16 protein-coding genes and 1 tRNA gene are annotated in these 16,603 nt (G+C 45.8%); 14 read left to right on the plus strand and 3 right to left on the minus strand.

From position 1 onward, the window contains the following. Positions 1 to 49 precede the first annotated feature (49 nt). The 3 genes from spoVT to M3191_RS16710 are packed head-to-tail and all read left to right on the plus strand — an operon-like array spanning position 50 to position 2,404. Positions 50 to 586, plus strand: a complete 537-nt coding sequence (gene spoVT / locus M3191_RS16700) for a stage V sporulation protein T (RefSeq protein WP_060205952.1) — start codon at positions 50 to 52, stop codon at positions 584 to 586. Further along, complete coding sequence (locus M3191_RS16705; RefSeq protein WP_251701498.1) at positions 583 to 1,248, plus strand: sigma-70 family RNA polymerase sigma factor; 666 nt, start codon at positions 583 to 585, stop codon at positions 1,246 to 1,248. Before spoVT ends, M3191_RS16705 begins: the two co-directional genes overlap by 4 nt. Then, positions 1,241 to 2,404, plus strand: a complete 1,164-nt coding sequence (locus tag M3191_RS16710) for a hypothetical protein (RefSeq protein WP_251701499.1) — start codon at positions 1,241 to 1,243, stop codon at positions 2,402 to 2,404. Before M3191_RS16705 ends, M3191_RS16710 begins: the two co-directional genes overlap by 8 nt. 304 nt (positions 2,405 to 2,708) lie before the next feature. Here the strand turns inward: M3191_RS16710 and M3191_RS16715 are convergent, their stop codons facing one another. Both M3191_RS16715 and M3191_RS16720 read right to left on the minus strand, forming a co-directional pair. After that, positions 2,709 to 3,401 (minus strand): IucA/IucC family C-terminal-domain containing protein, encoded by a 693-nt coding sequence (locus M3191_RS16715; RefSeq protein WP_251701500.1) that lies wholly within the window; start codon positions 3,399 to 3,401, stop codon positions 2,709 to 2,711. Next, positions 3,394 to 4,218 carry an ABC transporter ATP-binding protein gene (locus M3191_RS16720; RefSeq protein ID WP_251701501.1) on the minus strand — a complete coding sequence of 275 codons (825 nt, stop codon included), beginning with the start codon at positions 4,216 to 4,218 and terminating at the stop codon, positions 3,394 to 3,396. Before M3191_RS16720 ends, M3191_RS16715 begins: the two co-directional genes overlap by 8 nt. Before the next feature lie 174 nt (positions 4,219 to 4,392). Here M3191_RS16720 and M3191_RS16725 point away from each other — a divergent pair, with 174 nt between their 5' ends. From M3191_RS16725 to M3191_RS16770, 10 genes are all read left to right on the plus strand, one after another. Next, on the plus strand, positions 4,393 to 5,379 hold the full coding sequence (locus tag M3191_RS16725) for an ABC transporter substrate-binding protein (protein ID WP_251701502.1): 987 nt from the start codon (positions 4,393 to 4,395) through the stop codon (positions 5,377 to 5,379). A 38-nt stretch (positions 5,380 to 5,417) separates the two neighbouring features. Beyond that, a complete protein-coding gene (locus tag M3191_RS16730; protein WP_251701524.1) occupies positions 5,418 to 7,343 on the plus strand; it encodes an iron ABC transporter permease in 1,926 nt (641 codons plus the stop codon). Between the two features lie 273 nt (positions 7,344 to 7,616). Beyond that, a complete protein-coding gene (locus M3191_RS16735) occupies positions 7,617 to 9,209 on the plus strand; it encodes a putative polysaccharide biosynthesis protein (protein ID WP_251701503.1) in 1,593 nt (530 codons plus the stop codon). 5 nt (positions 9,210 to 9,214) lie between these two features. Beyond that, positions 9,215 to 10,672, plus strand: coding sequence for a nucleoside triphosphate pyrophosphohydrolase (gene mazG, locus M3191_RS16740; RefSeq protein WP_251701504.1), 1,458 nt, complete (start codon positions 9,215 to 9,217; stop codon positions 10,670 to 10,672). After that, positions 10,669 to 10,959 (plus strand): RNA-binding S4 domain-containing protein, encoded by a 291-nt coding sequence (locus tag M3191_RS16745; RefSeq protein WP_251697093.1) that lies wholly within the window; start codon positions 10,669 to 10,671, stop codon positions 10,957 to 10,959. The genes mazG and M3191_RS16745 overlap by 4 nt, the downstream gene beginning before the upstream one ends. Positions 10,960 to 11,043: 84 nt before the next feature. After that, the gene (gene yabP, locus M3191_RS16750; protein WP_251629840.1) at positions 11,044 to 11,340 is read left to right on the plus strand and encodes a sporulation protein YabP; all 297 of its coding nucleotides are present in this window, start codon (positions 11,044 to 11,046) and stop codon (positions 11,338 to 11,340) included. Continuing rightward, on the plus strand, positions 11,337 to 11,804 hold the full coding sequence (gene yabQ / locus M3191_RS16755) for a spore cortex biosynthesis protein YabQ (RefSeq protein WP_353056538.1): 468 nt from the start codon (positions 11,337 to 11,339) through the stop codon (positions 11,802 to 11,804). Before yabP ends, yabQ begins: the two co-directional genes overlap by 4 nt. Before the next feature lie 55 nt (positions 11,805 to 11,859). Beyond that, entirely contained in the window at positions 11,860 to 12,276 is a 417-nt protein-coding gene (locus tag M3191_RS16760) for an FtsB family cell division protein (protein ID WP_251701506.1), read from the plus strand. Positions 12,277 to 12,401: 125 nt separating this feature from the next. Then, positions 12,402 to 12,821, plus strand: coding sequence for a S1 domain-containing RNA-binding protein (locus M3191_RS16765; protein ID WP_251701507.1), 420 nt, complete (start codon positions 12,402 to 12,404; stop codon positions 12,819 to 12,821). 315 nt (positions 12,822 to 13,136) lie between these two features. Beyond that, complete coding sequence (locus M3191_RS16770) at positions 13,137 to 13,580, plus strand: DinB family protein (protein WP_251701508.1); 444 nt, start codon at positions 13,137 to 13,139, stop codon at positions 13,578 to 13,580. 328 nt (positions 13,581 to 13,908) lie between these two features. Here the strand turns inward: M3191_RS16770 and M3191_RS16775 are convergent. Beyond that, positions 13,909 to 13,982, minus strand: a tRNA-Met gene (locus M3191_RS16775). 195 nt (positions 13,983 to 14,177) lie between these two features. Here M3191_RS16775 and M3191_RS16780 point away from each other — a divergent pair. After that, positions 14,178 to 16,589 (plus strand): SpoIIE family protein phosphatase, encoded by a 2,412-nt coding sequence (locus tag M3191_RS16780; RefSeq protein WP_251701509.1) that lies wholly within the window; start codon positions 14,178 to 14,180, stop codon positions 16,587 to 16,589. The last annotated feature ends 14 nt before the right edge of the window (positions 16,590 to 16,603 follow it).

Genomic DNA, 16,603 nt, shown 5'->3' on the forward strand with positions numbered 1-16,603 from the left:
ATATCCGAACGGAAAACGGTTTTAATTTTTGGAAAGTGAGGCATCATGCATGAAAGCAACAGGAATCGTGCGCAGAATTGATGATCTGGGGAGGGTGGTCATCCCGAAGGAGATCAGACGGACGCTTCGCATTCGCGAAGGGGACCCGCTTGAAATCTTCACCGACAGGGATGGCGAGGTTATCCTGAAGAAATATTCCCCTATTTCCGAGCTCGGTCAATTTGCGAAAGAGTACGCAGAAACACTATATGAAACCCTCGGAACACCCGCCCTGATCAGTGACAGGGATGAAATGATCGCCGTATCCGGATTATCGAAAAAAGATTATTTGAACCGCCAATTGGCTCCGGACGTGGAAGATATTTTAAAGGGCCGAACCATCGTTACGGAGAAACTTGAAAAGGCAGTGGAATGGGTGCCTGGACAAGTCGAGCAAGTTAAGTCCTATTGTATCGCTCCGATTGTAGCGGGCGGAGACACAATTGGCGCCGTCTATTTATTATCGAAAGTACATTTCATCGGAGAAGCCGAACAAAAAGCAGCAGAAACTGCAGCTCATTTTTTGGCGAAACAAATGGAACAATGAAAAACAGCCTGCACGCACCGGGAAAAACCGGTGCGGGTGGGCTGTTTTTGTTTGTCGGAAATAGTTCTAAACAAATAAATTTAAAATATTCAAACCTTGGAAGTTTGAGAATCGTTTACTATATAGGGAAAGGGGTTGAAGCTGTGACAGATACGAATGAAATAAAAGAATTAATGTTTCAATACACGGAGCATTTAATACGGCTAGCCTATTATTACGTGAAAGATCTCCAAGCAGCAGAAGACATTGTACAGGAAGTATTCATAAAGTTTTACCACAGTCAAAGTAATTATGAAGAACGGGGAGAAGTAAAAGCTTTCCTAACAAAAATGACGGCTAATAAAAGCAAAGATTATTTGAAAAGCTGGACTTATAGAAAGGTAAAGTTGCAAAACAGATTATTCCACACAGAACCTGCAATGAAATCAGATGAATTGGTTAGAAAAGATGAAGAAACAATAATTGGAGAAGCAATCCTTCAATTGCCGTTGAAACAACGTGAGGTTCTCATATACTTTTATTTTCACGAAATGACGATTGTTGCGATAGCGAGTCTTTTAGCCATTCCTGAAAACACAGTCAAAACCCGATTGCGACGCGGTAGAGAACTGTTGAAAAATCAGCTGATAGGAATTGAATGGGAGGTACTGCTAAATGGATAAATTCATTCCTACTGAAGTGAAGGATATAACGGATAGTAAAAAAAGGGTTATGCGAAACGTTGTGGAGGAGATCCAAAATAGATCAAAGAGACGAAAACATAATTGGAGATATATCATAATTGGCGCTGTAGTAACAATGAGCGCAATGCTTTTTGTCATAAACGAAGTATTGACTGAAAATGAACCGTCTGTAGCCGAACAACCGTCTCCAACGAAAATAGACATAGATTTATCAAAACCTATATTCTCCGAAGAACAAGGGGTATTTTATCTCGAGGGAATAACGTTAGGTGACTCCCAAGCAAAAGTAATCGAAGTCTATGGTGAGAATTTTACAATCGTGCAAGAGGATGATAGTGAAGAGGACGGCAGTGAGGCAGACGTTGTAATGAATTATGAGGGTCAGGCGGAATTCTCTTTTATTGAAGATAAATTAGATTCAATCGTATTCGTGAATGTAGATGAAGATTACTTTAACAAATTATTTAATGACTACGGTGGATTTAAGTTTACACTTTTCCACATTGATGATGTTCGTTTTTTCTACTCTAATGAGACCAATCAAATAATAGAGTCATCAACGCAGCCAAATAATGAAAATCTTTACGTAACACTATCCTATGCAGAATCACACTTGAAAAAAGAAGCAGAATATCTATATATAACGCAACGGAATATTAAAAGTCACCACTCTTCTTCAACCAACTTAAATGTAGATTTAGCCAAACCCACATTCACTGATGAAAGAGGTTACCTATATTTTCATGGAGTAACGTTAGGTGACTCACCATCGAAAGTTATTGAACGATTAGGTGAAAACTATATAATAGGGCAAGCGGATGGAAGCGGGTCTGATTTTGTCATAAATTATGATGGGTTAGCGAGTTTCAATTTTTATAATGATAAATTAGACTCGATTGTATTAATAAAAGTAGATAAAGATTACTTTGAAGAGTTATTTACTCATTATGAAGGATTTAAATTTATTGAAGATGAGTACAATCGTTATATCTACTCAGAAGAGAAGAGTCAAATTATAAAAGCGACAACACAATCTCCTAACAACGACCTTTATTTATATATAGGCTATCCTGGCCCTGAATTCTGGGACCATCCGGAAATGAAAGATATTCCGAATCCCTGGAAACAACCATAAATGAAAATAATTAAGGACCTTGCTTCTCTAATCTCAACGAAAGAGGCTGATTCAGTAATAGCTGATGCTATGATGGGTTCCCGCGAGTAATTATTAAGGTGGAAAATCGATTAGCCTATTACGAAGCACTTGATAAAGCCCATACAATAAATGATTACCGACTTTATTGCACTGGTGGGACATGAAGTAGAAGATTCATTTAACCTCTATCTAAGTGCAATCAGTTGATTTAGTCAGCCTATATATACAGAACAATAAAAAACAGCCTTCGCGTACCGACTAAAATAGGTGCGGGAAGGCTGTTTTATGTTCTATTTAACGGACAATAAGGACACTTCTCTGTATCTGGAAGTTCCTTTAATAGGCAGCAAGTGGTCCGTTTGTAATTTGCCATTGCTTCAAGCGGTTCTTCATTCTGCAAATACTGTTTGAAGGGCGAGCGCCTCATATGCGGTTTCCATGTTTCATTATCCAATAAGAAATCGAGGTCACTTTGTGCAGATGGGCAGTCTTCGTTAAGAAGCATTGTATACATCCAGAGCACATAGCCCCATACATTCTCCCAAAGGATCAGTTTGGAAACATGCGCGCGCTTGCTCATATATTCGACAACGGGATGTCCGTACTGTCCAAGAAGGGAATGGATCGCCTCGTGCCGGTCTTGTACGTCTTCGAATGAATCTGGCGGAATGGTAAACTGAATCGTCCCGTTTTCGATGAATAAAGAGACGTCTTCCAACTTGCCGGTATAGAGCAGGTTGAATTTGCTGAGCATATGGAACAGTCCTGTCATAAAGAAACCGTGCCTCCTCATATAGACAGAAGCCGCCACGGCATCTGTCGGGGCTTTGGTTAACGTTTGAATTTCCGAAAACAATTCAGTGCTCGCCGTTTCCGACAAAATTGCTTGGGCGTTCGTGAATGCGTCAGGCTGCCTGTTCAGAAAGATGCCAAACCGTTCTAACGATGCAATGTGCTCTTCGTTCAGCTTAGGCACCTGTATTGCTCCTTACTTCCTGTACGACGCAGCGTCCACGGCCGTATGGAACACAGTGCGGCGTTCCGAAAAGGGGATCCGTCGACACTTGACATTCCATGCCGAAAACCGCTCGAACGAGATCGCATGTGATGATATTCTCAGGTCTGCCTTGCGAATAAACGCCGCCGTCTTTAATAGCGACAATATTATGGGCATAACGGGAAGCCAAATTCAGATCATGGAGCACCATTACGATCGTGCGGCCTTTTTGTTCATTCAACTCAAACAAAAGATCCAAAATTTCAATTTGGTGGGTCATGTCAAGATATGTCGTAGGCTCATCCAACAGAATGACGTCCGTGTCCTGGGCGAGTGTCATCGCAATCCACGCACGCTGGCGTTGGCCGCCCGATAATGTATCGATCGCCTGGTCACGAAGGTCGCTGATTTTCGTCGCTTCCATCGCTGCTTCGACTTTTTTCGTATCTTCCGCTGTCCAGCGGGAAAGCCATGATTGGTGAGGATACCGTCCTTGTTTAACGAGGTCGTGAACCGTCAATCCTTCAGGTGAGACGGGACCTTGGGGAAGAATGCCCATCTTCTTCGCGACACTGCGAGAAGACATGGAATGAATATCTTTCCCTTCCAGCAAGACGGAGCCGTCCGAAGGCTTCAATAAACGGGCGATTGAACGGAGCAATGTGGACTTACCGCAACCATTGCTGCCGACGAAGACGGTAATCTCGCCACGAGGAATTGCCAAATTCAAATTCTCGAAAAGAAGACGATCTTCATAACCGATGGAAAGGTCTTTCGTATTTATAGTAGGGTGCATACAGAATGCCTCCGTTTCATTTATCCTAAAAGGAATGAACTTATTACTAAGAAGCATATCATAATCCCAACCAATTGAGAATGATAATCATTAATTTGTTGAAAACACTTTACAAATGACGGGTCAAAAGATTACACTACTAATTGATAACGATTATCAACGTGGAGGTAAAACATGAATAGATATATGAAAGCATTCTTATTGCTGGCTCTCAGTGTGATTTTGGTGGCCGGTTGTTCATCGAAGAAAACGGAAGATAAAGGCGCAGGCGGCGAGACGTCTGAAAACAGTGTTACGATCGTCGGTTCGAACGGCGAAGTGACGCTTGATAAGCCTGCTAAGAAAGTCGTCGTCCTCGAGTGGACGTATGCGGAAGATCTGCTGGCACTCGGCATGCAGCCTGCAGGAATGGCGGATATCCAGGAATACCATAACTGGGTGAATATTGACGCTGAATTAAGCGCTGATGTCGCTGATGTAGGTGGAAGACAAGAACCGAATTTAGAAGCGATCGCTGCGCTTGAGCCGGATTTGATCATCGGCGTCAGCTTCCGTCATGATGCAATGCTGAAGGATTTGGAGAAAATTGCTCCGACAGTCATTTTCAATCCGTATCCGGAAGACGAGTCCATTGACTTGTATAAGGAAATGACGACGACATTCAATGAAATCGCGAAGGCTGTAGACAAGACGGATAAAGCTGAAAAAGTGTTGGCGCACTTAGATGAGAAATACGAGGAAGCGAAAGCTGAAATCGAGAAAGCCGACTTGAAGACGAAGGATGTCATCTTGACGCTAGCTTACACAGGTCCTCAAGCGCCGGAAATCCGGGTGTTCACGCCGAACTCCATGGCTTCCCAAATTCTTGAGAAAATCGGTTTGAAAAACGTGCATGTGCCGGATCAATTTGAAGTCTTCGGATCGAGCACATTCAATGTCGAAGGGTTGACGAAATACGAAGATGCAAACTATTTGTATACGGTGCAGGAAGAAGACAATGTATACGAAAAGCAATTGAAAGATAATGCTGTTTGGAGAAACTTGAACTTCGTAAAAGAAGACCGACTATTTAACCTCGGTGAGGATACTTGGTTGTATGGAGGTCCGCTGTCAGCCGAAACTTTGTTGAATCAAATCGTCGATACGATGGTCAATAAATAATGGCGGGAAAGGCTTCAGGGAAAAGATCGTTGTTCGTTATGATCATCGGTCTTTTCCTGTTGGTCGTTCTATCCTTCATCCATCTGACGCAAGGCCAAGCTGATTACACAGTTCCCCAACTTTTGAAGGAGGTTTGGGTGGAGGGGCGCATTCAAGATATCGTGCTTTCCCTCCGGCTACCGCGTCTGGCAATCGGCATTTTAGCAGGCGGGGCGCTCGCTGTGGCGGGTGCCATTTTGCAGACATTGACGAATAACCCGTTGGCGTCTGCAGGCACGCTCGGCATCAATGCCGGTGCGTATTTCTTTGTCGTCGTTTCGATGATCTTCTTTCCGTCATTGCTAGGCGATTTTCCGTTTCTCGTTGCGCTTGCAGGTGCGGTGCTATCTTCCGTCCTCGTCGTCACTCTGGCGGGGAAACAGATGGAGCCCGTACGTGTCGCCTTGACGGGGATGATCATCTCCTTGCTGTTTGCATCCATGACAGGATCATTGCAGCTGTTGTTCGAGAATCAGACAAACGGTCTCTTTTTATGGGGATCTGGTACGCTCGTGCAGCTGAATTGGAGCGGCGTTGCGTTTGCGGGTCCGATGATCATTATTCTGTTCATCGCCGCTTTAGGAATTGCTAAGCCGATGGACATTCTATCATTAGGTGAAGATGTTGCGTCTTCGCTTGGTCAAAACGTTCGTATTGTTAAATTAATTGCGTGGGCTGCAGCGATTTTGCTTGCGGCGACGACGGTCAGTGTCGTCGGTCCGATCGGGTTCATCGGTTTGATGGCTCCGCATATCGTCCGGATGCTAGGCGTCCGCGGTCATTTGCAAATATTCCTGCAATCTTTTCTATGGGGCAGTGTAATGATGATCGGGGCGGACGTGCTCGGCCGGTTGATCCAGCCTGGACAGGAAGTGCCTGTCGGAGCGATGACGGCATTAGCTGGCGGACCTTGGCTGCTTTATTTAGCTTGGAAAACGGCGAAGTCGCATACGAAAGGCGATCGCCAAATGGGCGGAACGTTGAAGCCGGTCAAACTGCCGGTCGTCATTTCGATCGTTACGATTTTAATTGTCGCTGTCTTTGCATTGGCATTATCCTATAACGGAATGGCATGGTCGCTCGATTGGATGAAACCGGTCGTCTGGAATTTCCGGGTGCCGCGTGTGCTTACGGCATTCATCATCGGCGTGATGCTTGCGCTTGCCGGTGTTTTATTGCAAGGCGTCTTACGGAATCCGTTGGCGGATGCAAGTGTGTTGGGCGTTACCTCGATGGGTGGTGCCGGGGCGATGCTGCTATTGGTCGCAATCCCTGCAATTCCTGTTCAATATATGCCGCTTGGAGCGGTAGTAGGAGCCGCCGTTGCTCTTGGCATCATTATGGTGACGGCTTGGAAAAACAATTTCCAGCCGATGCTCGTTGCGTTGATGGGGATTGCGATATCGGCATTCGGATCTGCCGCAACACAAGTGTTCGTCGTAAAGGCGAAATTGGCGGTCGCTTCGGCACTCGTCTGGCTATCTGGCAGCACGTACGGAAAAGGCTGGGAAGATGTGCAGCTGTCGTTATGGTTGCTCGTTCTGCTCATCGGTCCCGCCGTCTATTTGACGCGGAGCTTAGATGTGTTGACGTTCGGGGATGACGTGGCATCGGGTCTCGGCTTATCCGTCAAATCGACGCGCGTCTGGGCGCTGATTGTCGGAGTCGCAATCAGTACAGCAGGAGTCGCGATTGTCGGAACAATCGGCTTCGTCGGGTTGGTTTCGCCTCATATCGCCCGTAGATTAGTAGGTTTCCGCCATTTGCCGCTGCTTGTCGTCTCAGGATTGTTGGGCGGTTTGCTTTTAGTGACTGCGGATTTTGTCGGACGGATTGCCATCGCGCCGAAAGACATCCCGAGTGGACTCATCGTCGCGCTTATCGGCACGCCGTATTTGCTGTATTTATTGAGGAAAATGAAATGACACAGCCACACGCTCATCTGCAACGGAGCGTGTGGCTGTTTTTGGAATGAGAGCTATTTGCTGGGGAACGAGAACTTATTCGGGATTAATGAGAAGTTTTCGCTCGGTAACGAGAACTCATTTAGATAGAATGGCCCCTTCCCAGGAATAAATGGACCCCTTTCGAATTAAACAGGATTTTCCCCTCTCAAGATCCCTCTATTAATTCACCGGAACAGATTTTGCCGGAAATGCTATACTGGAAACAAAGAAAACATCGAAAGAGGCGCAGTTATGTCCAAAGCGGATTGGAATATGAAAACATTCATGAAAGGTGCGTCGATTTTGACGATATCGGCCATCATCGTCAAGCTGCTGGCGGCGGTATACCGGATTCCGTTCCAAAACCTTGTCGGGGATAAAGGGTTTTTCATTTACCAGCAAGTGTATCCGTTCATCGGCATTTTTATCGTATGGACATCGTACGGCTTTGCGGTGGCGGTTTCGAAGTTGCTTGCGGGCAGCACGAGTAATGGAGAAGCAAAAGCGATAAAGCGGGTCGCCTTTTTTTATTTAGCCGGACTGTCTATATCATTTTTCATCATTCTCACGGCGTTCGCTCCATTTTTCGCACAGGCGATGGGAGATCCTGAACTGGTCTCACTTCTTCGTGCAGGTGCTTATATCGTGCTTGTCATGCCGATGCTTGCAGTGTTGAAAGGTTCATTCCAATCGGAAGGGCAGATGACGCCTGTTGCCGTTTCGAATGTCGGTGAGCAAGTGTTGAGGGTTGCAATCATCCTTATTGGGACATGGGTGGCTGTACGCGTGGGGGCATCCCTTTACACAGCAGGCGAAGTGGCCATGTGGGGCGCTGTTATCGGCCAGGCGTTAGGTGTTGTCATACTTGCCCTGTTTTACAGAAATGGCTATAAAGGGCCTCGTATACAAGTGGATACATGGCCCATCGTGAAGGAATTGACGCTTGTCAGTTTGAGCGTCAGTGCAAGTTCGCTCATCTTGTTGCTGTTTCAAATGGCGGATTCGTTTATGATTTACAATAGTTTGCTTGCGAAAGGTTTTGTCGCGGATGCTGCGATGGAATTGAAAGGCGTCTATGACCGCGGACAGCCGCTCGTCCAGATGGGGATTTTAATTGCTTCCACATTGGCACTTGCGATCGTCCCGCTAATTGCGCATCATGCTGCGAAAAAGGAAGGTCGCGGCGCGGAGCCATTCATTCAACTCACATTCCGGACGGCTGTTTTATTCGGATGGGCGGCGGCTGTCGGGCTTGCTTTCGTCCTGCCATATGTGAATGAAATGCTGTTTGAGACAAGGGAAGGCTCCGTTGCACTGATCATTTTTGCGTTTCAGATCTTTTGGCTGTCGCTCATCTTACCATTGACCGCAATATTGCAAGGCGCCGGCAAAGTGAAAATCCCGACGCTGTTTCTTCTTGGCGGGCTTGTCGTGAAAATAATCGCGAATCAATTGTTAGTGCCTCTCTATGATGTAACTGGTGCAGCGCTTGCAGGGAATATCGGTTTTGCGGCAATTGCGTTTGGGCTTCTTCTTTATTTCAAAACCGTGTGGCCGATGAAACTGGCACCTAGCCGTTTTTACGGTTGGCTACTCCTAGCTACATTTGCGATGGCAGCGGTAATTTTCCCTTGGATGCTTGCAGCGGATCAGGTTTTATTCGACAATCTGTCATCTCGGATCAGTGCAACGTTGACAGCTTTAACAGCTGTTGCAATAGGGGCGGGCGTTTTCCTAGTCGTTATCATGAAATCACGTATAATGGCGGAAAAGGAATGGTATTTGCTGCCGTTCGGAAAAAGATTGGCCCGTATACAATTGATTCTCACTAAAAATAGAAGGTGAATAAGATGAATACAATTACGATTATCGGCCTTGGCGCCGGAGATCTCGATCAACTGTCCCTCGGTGTATATCGGAAGCTTAAGGAAGCAGAGTTCGTCGTTGCAAGGACGGACCAGCATCCTGCTGTTGAGGAATTGCGGGCGGAAGGCATGGAAATAGCAAGCTTCGACGCGATTTATATAAAAAATGATGAGTTTGGGCAAGTGTATGAAGAGATTGTTGAGGAATTAGTGTTGATGGCAAACGAAAAGGCAGTAACGTATGTCGTGCCAGGACATCCTCTCGTTGCTGAGCGCACAGTGCAATTATTGATTGAAAAAGAACGTGCTGGCATAGTGCAACTTGAACTCGCAGGCGGCAACAGCTTCCTTGATCCGATCTTTGCAGCGCTCCGGATTGACCCGATTGAAGGGTTTCAACTGCTTGATGGTACGGACATGAAGCGCGATGACGTCATGATGACGCAGCATTTGTTGATTGGCCAAGTGTATGATGCGTTCATCGCTTCAGAAGTGAAGCTATCACTGATGGAGAAGTATGCCTATGACCATCCGGTGACGATTGTGACGGCGGCGGGTTCTTCATTGGAAAAGCTTCGGACTGTGCCGTTGTTCGAGTTGGATAGAGAGACGGAAATCGATAACTTGACGACAGTATATGTACCTCCTGTCAGCGAACTTGAAGGACGGCTCAAGGAATGGTCGACATTGCGCAAAATCATCGCAACTTTGCGTGCTCCGGATGGCTGCCCGTGGGATCGAGAGCAGACACATGAGTCTTTGAAACGTTATTTAATTGAGGAAGCGCATGAATTGCTCGAAGCGATTGACCAGGAGGATGATGAAGGCATCATCGAGGAGCTGGGCGACGTGTTACTGCAAGTGTTTTTACATGCGCAAATCGGCGAGGACGACGGCTATTTTGCAATGGAAGACGTCTTACAGTCGATCGGCGATAAAATGATTCGTCGCCACCCGCATGTGTTCGGTGATCGAAATGTGGAAAATTCGGACGAGGTTTTGAAGAATTGGCAGGAAATCAAGAAAGCGGAGAAACCGCAATCCGAATCGCTCTTGGATGGACAGGCACGCCACAGTTCATCCTTGCTCACTTCATTCAATTATCAAAAGGAAGCGGCGAAAGTCGGGTTCGATTGGCCGGATATAACAGGAGCTTTCGATAAATTTGAGGAAGAATGGCAGGAATTCAAAGAGGAAGTGGCGAATGGGACGAAGCAGAGCCAGACAGATGAACTGGGGGATGTCCTATTTACACTCGTCAATTTGTCGAGATTTTTGAAACTGTCTCCCGAAGAAGCGATGGCGCATGCGAATGAGAAATTCAAACGACGCTTTTCGTTCGTCGAGCACAGTATTAAGAACGGCAGAGGGGATTTCTCCGCCTATACGCTAGATGAACTCGAAGAATTTTGGCAACAGGCTAAGGGGAGGGAAAAGGAATGAGATTAGATAAGTTTTTAAAGGTGTCACGCTTAATCAAAAGACGGACATTGGCGAAGCAAGTGGCCGACCAAGGCCGTATTACAATCAATGGCAAGGTGTCGAAAGCATCGTCCGTCGTGAAACCTGGCGACGAGCTGGCTATCCGCTTTGGACAAAAGATTGTTACAGTAAGTGTCGATATGTTGAAGGAATCAACGAAGAAGGAAGACGCAGCGTCGATGTTTACAATCTTGAAAGAAGAGAAGCTGGACAAGGTGGAACCTGAATTTATTGACGATGAAGATTGAAGGCATGACAGGAACTTTTCCTGTCATGTTTTTTTATTTTGCCGCATAAGATGGCAGTGAACGTACAAGCAAAGGAGGAATAGTATGCAAATCCAGACCGACAATCCAACATACGCAATTCCATCAGGGGATCATGTCATCACGATGAGAAATCGAAAAAGAATGGATCTTACATCTGTTAAAACAATCGATCGGTTCGACCAAGAGGAGTTCATCGTACGGACATCTCAAGGAGTATTAGTAATTCGTGGGGAGGAGCTGCGTATCGTCCATTTGGATGTAGACAAAGGGCTTCTTACATTGGAAGGCACAATCAGCACGATGCAATATGACGAAGAAGATGCAAGTTCACGTGGTTTCCTCCATAAATTGTTTGGATGAGTCTCTCCGTCCAGTTTCTTAGTCTTCTTGCAATGATTGGGACAGGCATTGGGGCCGGGGTTTTCATGGATTTGATCGGAACTGGCGTGGATGCGACCGGCAAGACATCGATTATCCGGAAATACGCGGTCCCTTTGGAAGTGATTGGCTGGATTTTGATCGGGTGTGCATCGTTCTACGTTCTTTTCATCGTCCGGGACGGGGCATGGAGGATGTATGATCCGGTTGCCCAAATTTGCGGCATGTTGTTATACGCATCACTATTCCACCGGCCTTTCAGGTTTTTTGGAAGAGTCTTGAATATGGTAATCATTAAGCCGGTTGTGTTCATCATTAGGCTCCTGGTGAAGATCATTACGCAGATATTCAAGTTGCTCGTCAAAATTGTGAGGTTTCTCCTTTCTCCTTTCATCTATCTATATAACAAAGTCTATAACTCTTTCTTTAAATCCGATACGGAATGATGTATAATTACTAGACTTATCGGATTTCGTACCGTAATGAGAGGGAGTGCAGGACATGGAGCAAAGGAAAAGGAAATCAACCACGACCGTTGCATCGATTGAAACTGAATATGTCCGCTCGTTGCGTAAAAAGGAAGTATGGAGAAACAAGCAGAAAAAGCGGCTACAGAAGAAACTGTTCATCTATGCAGTGATTGCATTCGTAGTGTTCGGCGGATTGACGAATATGTATATTCAGCAACAGCAGACGCTGCAGGAAAAGGAACAGCAAAAAGTGGAGACGCTTGCAAAGTTGGAAGAAGTGAAGGAAGAACAAGAACTTCTTAAAAAACAGCTTGTGAAATTGGATGACGATGATTATATTGCCAAGCTTGCACGGAAAGAATATTTCTTATCTGACGAAAATGAAATCATCTTCTCTGTTCCTGAAAACAAGAAGAAAAAAGAAGAAAAAGATGAAGGAAAAGAGTAGTCTTATTGACACTCTTTTTTTGTTGGCTATAATGAAAGTAAGGATCTTGCACTTGCAGGACTCGCCATATGGTAAAAAGGCATCTGAAAAGGGCCGTTTAAATCTTAAGGAGGAGCATTTTTTTTATGTCAATTGAAGTAGGCAGCAAGTTACAGGGGAAAGTTACAGGGATCACAAACTTCGGTGCGTTCGTCGAACTGCCGAACGGTTCAACTGGTCTGGTCCATATTAGTGAAGTAGCGGACAATTATGTGAAGGATATCAATGACCACCTAAAAGTAGGCGATATGGTTGAAGTGAAAGTGATGAATGTCGGCACTGACGGAAAAATCGGGTTATCGATCAGAAAAGCGAAACCGGAAGCTGAACGTCCTCAACGCCCTCAACGTCCTCGTCACAGCGGTGGCCGTCCTAGCCATAGTGAGCGTCCAGAGAATTTTGAGCAAAAGATGGCGAAATTCATGAAAGACAGTGAAGAACGCCTTTCAACTTTGAAAAGAGCAACAGAATCTAAACGCGGTGGCCGTGGCGCAAGAAGAGGGTAACTTGCTGGCTGTTTCAATTAGTGGAAATGAATCTCTTATGAGCGATCTACATCTAGTTAAGATGTAGGTCGTTTTTTTTGTGGGGATACATACAAACACTCATAAGTTGCTTGAATTACGCATAAATCTGCCTAGAGACGCATAACCGCGGTGAAAGACGCATAAGTTCATCCAAATGCGCATAATTCTACTGAAACGCGCATAAATGAATTTATTCACGCATAAAAACTTCCAAACGCTCATAAATATTTTTTAAAGGATTTCATTCTGCAGCTGCCGAATATTGAATAATGGAAAAGGGGGGGCTGAATTGGAATGCATGAAATCATGAATAATCTCAAGAAGTACTTGGAATGGGCGGATTCATTAAGCTCACTGACTGAGCAACAGGCGGATGCACCTTATCAAGAGGGAAGATGGTCGCCAAAGGAGATTCTTATGCATATGGCAGAATGGGATCGGTTCACTTTGGAGCATCGGCTTCGGCGTTTGGGAGAATCAGAGATACTGGAAGATGTAGAGTGGGGGCCATTCAATGAGCGGGCTGCGATACTTGCAAAAGAATATTCATTTGACGAAGTGATTGAGCTCGCAACACAGTATCGGCAACAAATTATTGATTGGCTTGAAGGTGTGGATGAGACGGAATGGACGAAGCCGTTCAACATTGGGGAGCATGTTCTGACATTGGAGGAATATTTCACGGATTTTGCCTGGCATGACTCGCATCATAAGAAACAAATCGAGTCGATTCGATAAGAAGATAGGTTCGATAATGAGTTATGCGTGATTGGGAGAGTTTATGCGCGTTTGCGGGAGTTTATGAGTGTTTGCAGGAGTTTATGCGTTTCTGGAGAAAGTTATGCGTGAGTTATTCGTTTTATGCGTGATTCCAGAGATTTATGCGTGTTTTGACATGAAAAAGGCGTCCAGTCTTAAGACTGGACGCCTTTTTTTCGTTATTGTCCAGCTTCGAGCGTCAGCCTCTCGGGATGCTTCAGCCTTGCTGTTAAAGGCAAAGAGCGCCTTTAACCTCAAGGCTTCCAGCACCTGTCGAGGCTAAACGACGCTCTACGCATTTCGATTATAGCGGCGGAGGGGGTCGAACCCACGACCTTTCGGGTATGAACCGAACGCTCTAGCCAGCTGAGCTACGCCGCCATGTTGTCCAATTGATTCTGAACGACAATAACCATAATACAACGGTCGACGGAGTCTGTCAACCTTTCGTTGGAAAACAGAAAATTGCTACGGAACTCGTCGAAAGATTTATGGGGCCCCTTGTCAGGAACAGACAAATTCTTTGGCTTGACCTATGTATACTCAGGGACAAGTAGACATAGGGGGAATGTTGAGATGAAGATGATAGGCAATCTTGAAAGACCGGTAGGCCAACAGATTCGTCACGTGGTGAGCACGATGGGCAAGCGGAAGATGTATGTATTAATGGCGGCGTTCTTTTTACTGAGCACGTTTTTCTTGTCGCAAGCTGTTCTGTTCAACGCAGCTGTCCCTTTTTTCTTGCCGATTTGGGCGTTGGCGCAAATGCGATTCAGGAATCATCTCGTTTACGTATTCATCGGCGGAATTGCGGGAGGGGCATTTCTGGGGCTGGGACAAGCAGTGATCCATTTACTGCAATTGTTGTTATTTAATGTGGTGAGTAAGCATCCTCTTATGAGGAAGTCCATTCCATTGACAGTTGCAGGTACGATCATAGTTGTCCAAGTTTTATGGCAGTTTGTCATGCATAGCGGGCATACGCCTGTTGATGTGCAATTGTCGATCGGTTTCGAAGCGGTACTGGCGCTGTTCATGACATTTTTCCTGTTTGTTGCATTTCCTCATCGTGAGCGCATCTTTTATGGCCAGTGGTCGCCGGAACGTCTCGGGGCTGTTTGCATTGTCGGCATCATGGCGACAACAGGGATGGGCAATCTCATGGTCGGTCCGATTTCAATTTCAGGATTGCTGCTTCATTTGACCATTTTGCTGGCAGCACTTGCTGGGGGTCTGCCGTTTTCCACGACGATTGCGATGATGATCGCGGCGATTGCAGGAGTTGCGGAATTGTCGTTTACCGGGATGATGGCCGTATACGGCATGACGGGGTTTTTTGCAGGCGCATTCAAACGTCTCGGGAAATTGGGTATTGCGACAGGCGGCTTTGCTGTATCCGTCTTCTTCCTTCTATATGATTTTACACTGCCGCTGGATACATCCCACTTCTTGACGATCGGCTTGGCGACGCTTCTGTTCTTCTTTGTCCCGGCAAAGAAGGTTGAACCAATCGGGCGTATGATTACGCCGACAGGTCAACAGGATATATCAGTGAAGCGGCAGCAATGGCTGACCGACCGTCTGGATGAGCAATTATCGGATTTTCAACAGTTTGCTGAATTCATGTCCAATCTCGTCAATGATCGGTTCGCTTCAGATGACGTGAATGCTGCGCAGAATATCCCATCGATATGCCAGTCCTGTTTCAGGTATTCGAAATGCTGGGAGGGAAATGAAGAAGGAATGGCCCGTCTCCTATATGAGTGGGAAGGGACGTATTCGGCGACAAAGAAAGCGGCACGCCATCGTGTGGAAGAGAAGATCAAATATAAGTGTATCCGTTCTTCAGGTTTGATTTCCGAGTTGGAGGAGTCGGCTTCCAATCATCTCTTGATGGGGCAGCTTCAGCATGGGCGGAAAATGCTTGCCTTGCAATTGAGAGATATGAGCACTCATTTGGAGAAAATCATGAATGATATAAAAGGGGAGTTGTCGGTTAACCATCTTGCGGAGGAGGAATTGGGGAAGCATTTGCAGTCGCAAGGAATCGAATATTATCAGATCGATATTTTATCAGAGGAGAAGGGGGCTTACCGGATCGTAATTTCAACCCCTGAAAGACGTTCGGATTTCGAGACGGATATGACGGTGGCAGAACGTCTCATATTACCGCTGTTGGAGGAAGTCTACCGCGAGCCGTTTAAAGTGGAGAAAACTGTCGCGCTGCAAGACCCATTCCCTCATATCCAACTGATGTTTTCCTCGTCTGTCCGTTTTTCATTAGAATATGGAATTGTAGCGACGGCTGGGGGAGGTACATTCCATGCGGGAGACGCCTATGAAGTGTTTCCAATTCATGATGGGCTCACCGCTGTTCTACTATCGGATGGCATGGGGCATGATATAAATGCATACCGGGAAAGCCGGAAAGTGATTCGTCTCATGCGGGAATGTCTGGACCGGAAGATGGATCCGGAAACGGCGATGCATACATTGCATTATATGATGTCGCTGAATGGGCTTGATGATATGTATGCGACGCTGGATTTGGCTTTGGTTGACTTGCAGGATGGACGGCTTTGGTCTTGGAAGGCGGGTTCAATGAGCACGTATATTAAACGGGGCCAAGACTTCCTCCGGCTTGATAGCAAATCCGTTCCTGTTGGTTTCCTTCCGTCATTTTCGGTTGAAGCGACAAACGAAGAATTGAAGTCAGGGGATATTATTGTCATGCTGACGGATGGCGTATTCAACGGTTCCGTTACAATTGAAAAACAGGAAGATGCAATCTATGGAATATTGGAAAAGTATGAGCACCTTTCTTGCGAGCCTATAGCTGACCGTATCATGTACGAAATGGAAAGGAAGTTCGGAATTGTGGCGGATGACCGGACTGTGTTGGTAATGAAGGTTGAACACGTTCTACCGAAGTGGACGACAATAAAGCCTACAAATCGATTTATTTCCCGGGAAAAAGTTATGGGGTAGAATAAGGGGTAGTT

Origin of the sequence: Sporosarcina luteola, assembly GCF_023715535.1 — a bacterium.
In the GTDB taxonomy this organism is placed as follows: domain Bacteria; phylum Bacillota; class Bacilli; order Bacillales_A; family Planococcaceae; genus Sporosarcina; species Sporosarcina luteola_B.

Excerpts from the sequence above, each read along its gene's own strand:
- M3191_RS16710 (WP_251701499.1), top strand. The coding sequence starts at position 1,241 with ATGGATAAATTCATTCCTACTGAAGTGAAGGATATAACGGATAGTAAA.
- M3191_RS16765 (WP_251701507.1), top strand. The coding sequence starts at position 12,402 with ATGTCAATTGAAGTAGGCAGCAAGTTACAGGGGAAAGTTACAGGGATC.
- M3191_RS16725 (WP_251701502.1), top strand. The coding sequence starts at position 4,393 with ATGAATAGATATATGAAAGCATTCTTATTGCTGGCTCTCAGTGTGATT.
- mazG (WP_251701504.1), top strand. The coding sequence starts at position 9,215 with ATGAATACAATTACGATTATCGGCCTTGGCGCCGGAGATCTCGATCAA.
- M3191_RS16705 (WP_251701498.1), top strand. The coding sequence starts at position 583 with ATGAAAAACAGCCTGCACGCACCGGGAAAAACCGGTGCGGGTGGGCTG.
- M3191_RS16745 (WP_251697093.1), top strand. The coding sequence starts at position 10,669 with ATGAGATTAGATAAGTTTTTAAAGGTGTCACGCTTAATCAAAAGACGG.
- yabP (WP_251629840.1), top strand. The coding sequence starts at position 11,044 with ATGCAAATCCAGACCGACAATCCAACATACGCAATTCCATCAGGGGAT.
- M3191_RS16730 (WP_251701524.1), top strand. The coding sequence starts at position 5,418 with ATGATCATCGGTCTTTTCCTGTTGGTCGTTCTATCCTTCATCCATCTG.
- yabQ (WP_353056538.1), top strand. The coding sequence starts at position 11,337 with ATGAGTCTCTCCGTCCAGTTTCTTAGTCTTCTTGCAATGATTGGGACA.
- M3191_RS16770 (WP_251701508.1), top strand. The coding sequence starts at position 13,137 with ATGCATGAAATCATGAATAATCTCAAGAAGTACTTGGAATGGGCGGAT.
- M3191_RS16735 (WP_251701503.1), top strand. The coding sequence starts at position 7,617 with ATGTCCAAAGCGGATTGGAATATGAAAACATTCATGAAAGGTGCGTCG.
- M3191_RS16720 (WP_251701501.1), bottom strand. The coding sequence starts at position 4,218 with ATGCACCCTACTATAAATACGAAAGACCTTTCCATCGGTTATGAAGAT.
- M3191_RS16760 (WP_251701506.1), top strand. The coding sequence starts at position 11,860 with ATGGAGCAAAGGAAAAGGAAATCAACCACGACCGTTGCATCGATTGAA.
- spoVT (WP_060205952.1), top strand. The coding sequence starts at position 50 with ATGAAAGCAACAGGAATCGTGCGCAGAATTGATGATCTGGGGAGGGTG.
- M3191_RS16780 (WP_251701509.1), top strand. The coding sequence starts at position 14,178 with ATGAAGATGATAGGCAATCTTGAAAGACCGGTAGGCCAACAGATTCGT.